The following is a 7,157-nucleotide window of genomic DNA, read 5'->3' as shown; positions in this document are numbered from 1 at the left end:
CCCGCGTCGTAGACGTCCACGTCGATCGACGTGTCGTCCAGGTACTGCGTGTCGATCGAGCCGACGCCGACACCCGTGTCGTCGTCGATCTCGACCGCTGCGTACAGGTAGTCGATCGATTCGTCCGAGCCGAGCTCGCTGATCTCGTTCGGCCCGTAGACGTTCCCGTCGTCGGTGATGATGCCGCGCGCGTTGACGTCGCCGACGTTACGGAAGACCTGCGTCGCACCACGGTTCGAGGTGCTGTCACGGAGGTCGTTGGCGTCGATCACGACGTGGTGGACGTCGCCGGCCACACCGCCGCGGATCGTGTACTGCACGTTCGACCCCTGCGTCACCGACGAACTACCGAGGTCGAGCTCGATGTCGTCGTCAGTGTTCAGGGCGATCGACGTCGTCTGCGAGGCCTGACCGAAGTCGAGGTCTTCCGTCCCCTCGACGGTGATCGAGTAGTCACCAGCGTCCTGATCGCTCAGGTCGAGGTTCCAAGAGGCCTCACCGTCCGCGTTCTTGATCGTGTCCGAACCCTCGACGACGTCACCGGTGATCTCCAGACCGCTGGAGTCCTCAACGGTGATTTCGAGGTTTTCGGCTTCCTGGAAGTTCCAGTCCGCGGCGACTTCGAGGTTCCGAGCGTTCTGCTCGGAGACCGAGCTACCGGAGATGTCCTTCCCGTTCTGGTTGTTCACGTCCAGGCTGGTGACACGCGGCGTGTTCACCGTCACACCGGGCGAGCCGGACTCGCCGTCGGTCGTGTATCGGCCTTCAGACTGATCCTGCGGGACCGGCGGGCTGAGGATCGTCCCCTCAGCGTTCCCGGCAACGCCCGTCAGCGAGCTTCCGAGACCGCCTGCGAAGGTGAGGTCCTCCTCACCCTTGTAGACGGTCGCGCCCGGGAAGATGTACACTTCCGAAACGCCGTCCGTCGGCGCTTCGCCCGTCCCGTCCGCGTTCGCCGCACGGTGGTCCGCACCGCCATCGTTCGACGACGTCGTCGTCGACGTCGTGGTAGCCGGCTCAACGACGTCGAAGGAGAACGACGTGTCAGAACCGGACTGGGCGGCCGAGAGGGTCGGCGAAACGCCCTGGGTTGCCGAGGCGCCCGTCGTGTCCATCGTGAGGGTGATGGTCACATCACCAGACACACCGTTCTGGTTGGTGCTGATGAGATCGAAGGAGAACTCATCGTTGCTGGTATTCAGGTCCTCGTTTGCGACCGTGATCCCATCGGGAGAGCCGGATACCGTCGCGTCGGTGACGGTGATCCCGTCAGGGTAGTTGCTGAGGTCAAGGGTCGCGTTCTCTGTACCGTTCGAGTCGAATCCCGCGGTAAACACGAGATCCTGACTATACGACGACTGGCCGGTCTCAACGTCGTCGGAGGAGACCTGGGACCAGGTAGAAGCACTCGCAGCAGCACCGCCTGTGAACGCGACGGTGGCTCCGAAGACGGAGAGCACCATCAGCGCCGACAGGAGCACTGCGCGGAGCTTTGAGTTATTGTCTGACATTGTTGTGAATTCTGGTTCGACTGGGACGGTTGTTCAAGCCTGCCGTCAGGGCAGTACTGGACACGCGCCAGTCGGGTAGGAGTACACGCTATCGAAGGGCGGGCGTGGGTAAATGCTTTGTGTGTCCTGACCCCGCGAGAGGGCCTGAGAGGTCGTCACACACGCGTCTGACGCGTTGGGGGCGTGGTGATGGTACACACGCGGGTGTTCGCGGGGAGAGCGGAGCGCGGAACGACCCGGAGTGGCGAAAAATCGGGCGCGCTGGCCGACTCAGGCCGGCCGACTGCGCGACGCGCGGTAGTCGTGGACGCGCTCGACGACGCCGTCGAGGAGGACGAGCGTCGGCGGGAGCGTGGCGAGCGACGCGAGCAGCGTCAGGAAGATGACGCCGACGGTGAGGTAGCCGAAGCTGCTGAGGATGGGGAACGGCGAGAGGATCAGCGCCGAGAAGCCGAAGACGGTCGTCATCCCGGAGACGCTGATCGCCTTCCCGACGCGCGCGGCGGCGATCTGCACGGCGTCGAGTTTGTTCACGCTCTCGCGGGCCTTCTCCTCGTAGTAGCGCTCCATCACGATGATGGTGTACTCGGCCCCGATCCCGACGGTCATCGCCCCGAGGCTCGCGCCCAGCGGCGACACCTTGATCCCGAGCTCGTACATGTAGATGTTCTGCCAGCCGAGGACGAACGCCATCGGCACGAGCGGCGCGACGGCCTTCACGGGGTCGCGGTAGTACGCCAGCAACAGCAGGAGGACGAACAGCACGCCCAGCCCCGTCGTGACGTTCCGCGAGTTGATCTGCGAGACGATGGAGGGCGTGGAGATCGCGGCCGTCCCCGTCACCTCGGCGGTGACGCCGGGTGGGGGATTGCTGTGCGCGATGGCGCTCTCGGCGTTCCCGAGGAAGGTGATGACCTGCCCCGTGGACATGTCCTGGGCAGTGGAGATCGTTACGTGCGCGCGCCCGTCATTGTAGTACTGTTCGAGCGTCTTCTCGGGGACGTCGGCGAGGACGCGGTTCACGCCGGCTTCGGTCTCGGGGATCTCGCCGTCGTTGTACTGTTTGACGAGCGTGGCGGGCGAGTCGACGCCCTGGATGAGCGGCGCGTCGGTCGCCACGTCCCCGAACTGCACCATCCAGCGTAACACCTCCGGGTCGCGCAGATCCGTGCCGGTGACGAGGACGGGGTAGCTCGTACTCGACCCGCCGCCGGTGACGGACTGGAACTGCTGGAGGTCGACGTACGCCGGGAGGTCCTGCGGGATGAACTCGTTCGTGTCCGTCATCGTGTCGAGCGACGAGCTCACTTGGAAGCCGGCGCCGGCGAGCACGAGGGCGAGCACGAGCACCGTCTTCGGGTGCCCGGCGAGGACGCGCGAGGAGCGCCCGAGGAGGCGCCCGACGGTGCCAACGCTGGCGAGGCGGTCCTCGGCGCTCTCCGGTTCGTCCGCGTCGTCCACGGCCTCGAACTCGCCGTCGTAGCGCCAGCGGACGTAGATGGTGAGCACCGAGAGGAGGACGAGGATCCCCGCGGCGTACGTGAGCATGACGCCGAGGATCGACGTCTGGGCGAACCAGATGGTCGCGGGCGACGTCGTGGACACCCACGTCGCGGCGAAGCCGAGCGCGGCGGCGAGCATGGCGATGAGCACCGGCGGGCCGATGCCGCCGAGCGCGATCGGGAGCGCGTCCCGGGGCGGGTGGCGCTCCAGTTCCTCCTCGTAGCGCTCGTGGAACTGCACGGAGTAGTCGATCCCCAACCCGATCAGGATGGGGAACACCGCGCTCGTCAGCGTGGAGTTCGGGATCCCCGCGTAGCCGATCGCACCGAACGTGTAGATGACGCCGACGAAGACGGCGACGATCGGGAGGAGGCGCAGTCTGACTCCCCGAAAGAGGAAGAACAGCGCGACGACCATCAGCCCGACCGCGAGGCCGAGCAGTTGGGAGGTGCTCTGCTGGATGACCGCGGACATCTGCGCGGAGAACGCGGCGCTCCCGGTGACGGTCACGGAGGCGCCGGCGGGGAAGTTCGCCCACTGCTTGACGTCGACCGCGCGGTCGTAGATCGGCCGCTCCTCCTGCTGGGAGAGCCCGGTGTCCGTGGTGATGCTGACGATGGCGTAGTCCGGTGAGCCGAGCACGGATTCGATCTTCCGCTCGGAGTTCGGGATCCGCCCGTACTCGGCTCGTACCTGATCGGCCGGGCTGGTGACGGCGTAGACGTTCTGCGTCTCGCTCATCCGCCGGTCGAGTCTGTCGATGGCGCGGACCGTCGACGGCTCGGTGACGTCGCCGCGAACGAGGACGGCGACGCTGCCGTGATCGAAGGATTCCGAGTAGGCGTCGTACGTCGGGTTGTCGGCGACGAACGCCGCGTTACCGGTGACGCTGGTGATCTGTGCCGCACCACCGACGGACACGAAGATCAGGAGGACGGCGAGCGCGAGCGTCGCTACCGGGCGCTCTTGGACCCGGTCGCCGACGGACGAGAAAGCGCCGCGGAGCTTAGCCATGTGTGGTCACTCCGTGTGTGTGGCCGCTCATTGGCGACGGTAGAGGACGTAGGCGCCGCCCGCCACGACGAGCACGGCGACGACGATGACCGGGAGCGGAACGGGGAGGCCGCCGCTGGACGGCGAGACGGGGATGCCGACGGGGAGGCCGTCGGTGTACTTGGTGTCGCCGTCGGCGTCGTCGTAGCGCACCTCGACGGAGGCGGCGTACTCCTTGACGAGCGCCCCCGAGCCGGCGCTGACGGTGAACGTCGCGTTCTTCGTCTCGCCGGGCGTCATCGCGCCGAGGTACGCGCCGTCGTCGGACGTGGAGATCGGGTCGCTCACGAACAGTTTCGCGTTCGTCGCGGACACCGGCTCGTCGCCGTTGTACCGGACGCTGACGGTCACGGAGTCGCTCCCGCCGGGCGAAACGCCGGTGGAGACGTTCGTGACGGTAAAGGGATCGCGCTCGGGACCGATGGTGATCGACTGGCGCAGCGGCGCGTCGGTCTCGCGCACGTCGCCGTCGGCGTTCTCGTACTGCACGGTGAACGGGAAGGTGTTCGTGCCGGGTTCGGCGCTTGCGGGGATCGTGACGGTGAACGAGACGGGTGCGGACTCGCCCACGGCGAGGTCACCGACGGCGGATTCGCCGTTCGTCGCCGTCACCGTGGACGTCTGACCCAACATGACCGCGACGTTCTGCGCGTCGCCGGGGCCGGTGTTGACGACCGTCGCGTTGATCCGCGCCTCGTTCTCGTCGACGCGGAAGTTCTCCGTCGAGACGTCGCGGAGCTCGAACGAGCGCTCGGGACGCACCTGCACGCCGGTCGTGAGGGTGTCCGACTGCTCGGTAACGCCGTTCTGGTTCTCGTAGGAGACGACGGCGTTCACGGGGTACTCGCCCGCGGCGGTCTCGGGGCCGGCGCCGACCTGCGCGGAGACGGTCGTACGCTCGCCGGGTTCGAGCGTCGGCACGTAGAGGCCCGTCTGGGCTTGCGGGTTCGTCGACGAGCCGAAGTAGAGCGAGTCGGACTGCGTCGAGAGGCGGACCGAGGCCGACTGGGCGGTCCGCGTGCCCGTGTTCTCGATCGTGAAGGAGAGGTTCCCGGTGTCGCCGGCGAAGATCGAGTTCGTCCCCTCGGAGACGACGTCGAACTGCGGGCGGTCCTCGACGGTGATGGTGACGGACTTGCGCTCGTCGACGGTGCTCCAGACGTACTCGGGCTGTTCGGTGTCGCTGTACTGGACCGCGCGGACGTGCTTGTATTCGACGCGGACGGGGACGCGGTACGTGCCGGGCGTCGCGTTCCCGATCTCGATATTGAAGTTGAACGGCGCCGTGCTCGCTCCGGGGAGCGACCCGCGGACGACCGTGCCCGTCTTCACGTCGATGGGCGCGTCGATCTGATCTTCGAGCACCGTCAGGCGGACGTTCTGTGCGGTCTTGATCTTCTCTTCGTACTGCGCGGGCCCACCCTGCTTGATGTCTCCGTCGTTGGACGCGATGACGGAGAGCGTGGCGGCCTCACTCGCTTTGAACGTGTTGTCGGCCACGGAGAGCGAGACGTCGGGGTTCCCGTAGACCGAATTGTCTGCCATGACTGGTGCGGCCGGCACGACGAGTGCCAGCGCGAGGACGAGTAAAACGATTTCGCGGCGCATCGAGGGATCGTACAGGCGAAACGGGGATAAAAACGATGGAACCCCACGTGGGTTGCTCGGGGTTTAGCCGAGCGGCGCGTGAGGCCGCCGTGCTCGTGATCGCCCCGTGCTCGCTGCGCTGTGCCGTCCGCCGAAAGGAGCGAGTCGGTTATCGGCGGAGGCGCGTTCCGGCGATGCCGCCGACGACGACGCCGCCGAAGAGCAGAGCGATGCCGCCGAGCGGAATGCCGCCGATCCCGCCGTTCAGGAAGGCGTTCTGCCCGGAGATGGTCGTGACGTCGCTATCGGTCGACTCGAGCCCCTTCGATCCGATCGTTTCGGTGGTGCTGCTGGCGTCGCCACCGGCCGTGTAGGAGACGTCGAGCGTCGCGCTCGCTGGCTCGGAGCCGACGGGGACGGTGAGCGTCTTCGACGCGGAGGCGTTGATCCGCTCGGCGGACGCGCTCGGCAGGGAGCCGTCCGGCGACTCGGCCGTCACGAGGACGTCCTCGATCGGCGCGTTGCCCGCGTTGGCGACGTGGTACTGCAGCAGCGTCGTGTCGTTCTCGTGGACCGTCGTCGCGTCGACGCGCACGGTGTCTTCGAGCTCGTCGACCGTGGTGGACGTCAGCCCGGTGACGTCTTCGTTCTCGCTGGTGAGCGTCGCCTTCAGGTTCATGTCACCGGCCTCGTCGGGGGTGACGGTGAACGTGAAGGTCGTCATGTTCTCGGCGGGAATCGTCGGCCGCATCCGGGTCTGTGCGTCGATGTTGTCACCGAAGTCGTCGAGGCGGAGCGTGACGTCCGAGAGTGTGTCCTCGCCGCCGTTCGAGACCGTCACGGTGACCGTCGATTCGGCACCGGCGACCATCGAGTCGGCGTCGATGTGCACACGGGGCGCGGGCTCGGGATCGCTCGACGGCTCGTCGACGTCGACGTAGACCGGATGCGTGATCTGCGAGGCGGACTGCGTGTGACCGGACGAGTTCACCGTGGTTCCCCGAACGTGGAGCGTCAGGTGCTTATCCCCCGCCGTGTCGAAGGTCGTCCGCAGCGGGACGTCCAGCGTCTCGGACCCACCGATCGTCCCCAGATCGTTGGCCTCGGCGATCCGCTCGCCGTTCGCGTTCGTGAGCGTGACCTCGTTGATCTGGAAGCCCGCGTCGTCCGCGCTGGAGTGCCGGATCGTCGGTGTGATCGTCACTAGATCACCGGTCGTCGGGTTGTCGTCGGAAACGCCGACATCAGAGATCGTCACGTACGTTACGCCGCTCGCCGCACCGGCACTGGCGAGCAGCGAACAACAGAGCAGGAGGGTGATCGTCGCGACGAGCGTTCGGCCGAGTCGGGATCGCTTCGTTCGTGGCATACAGTTTTAGGCTAGCCTAAAAGAATATAAGCGCTTTGTTTTAGGCCGGCCAAAACAGTGACTCGAATAAACGCTCGGCCGGCCGGATCAAAAACGATACGGAATCGCGTCCGCCGGATCGACCGGCGAGCGAC

Annotated in this window: 4 protein-coding genes; all 4 read right to left on the bottom strand. The window is 66.5% G+C overall.

The genetic code is table 11. The annotated features are described in order from the left end of the window. Positions 1 to 1,511 (bottom strand): surface glycoprotein (locus tag J2754_RS15595; RefSeq protein WP_211087964.1); only part of this gene is annotated, 1,511 nt, incomplete at its 3' end. A 270-nt stretch (positions 1,512 to 1,781) separates the two neighbouring features. Next, positions 1,782 to 4,028, bottom strand: coding sequence for an efflux RND transporter permease subunit (locus J2754_RS15590; protein WP_211087963.1), 2,247 nt, complete (start codon positions 4,026 to 4,028; stop codon positions 1,782 to 1,784). Between the two features lie 27 nt (positions 4,029 to 4,055). After that, positions 4,056 to 5,675, bottom strand: coding sequence for a COG1361 S-layer family protein (locus tag J2754_RS15585; RefSeq protein ID WP_211087962.1), 1,620 nt, complete (start codon positions 5,673 to 5,675; stop codon positions 4,056 to 4,058). Positions 5,676 to 5,823: 148 nt separating this feature from the next. Then, on the bottom strand, positions 5,824 to 7,023 hold the full coding sequence (locus J2754_RS15580; protein WP_211087961.1) for a CARDB domain-containing protein: 1,200 nt from the start codon (positions 7,021 to 7,023) through the stop codon (positions 5,824 to 5,826). Positions 7,024 to 7,157 lie beyond the last annotated feature (134 nt).

The sequence above is a fragment of the Halarchaeum nitratireducens genome (assembly GCF_017874695.1).
In the GTDB taxonomy this organism is placed as follows: Archaea; Halobacteriota; Halobacteria; order Halobacteriales; family Halobacteriaceae; genus Halarchaeum; species Halarchaeum nitratireducens.
This window is presented reverse-complemented; position numbering and strand designations above follow the sequence as displayed.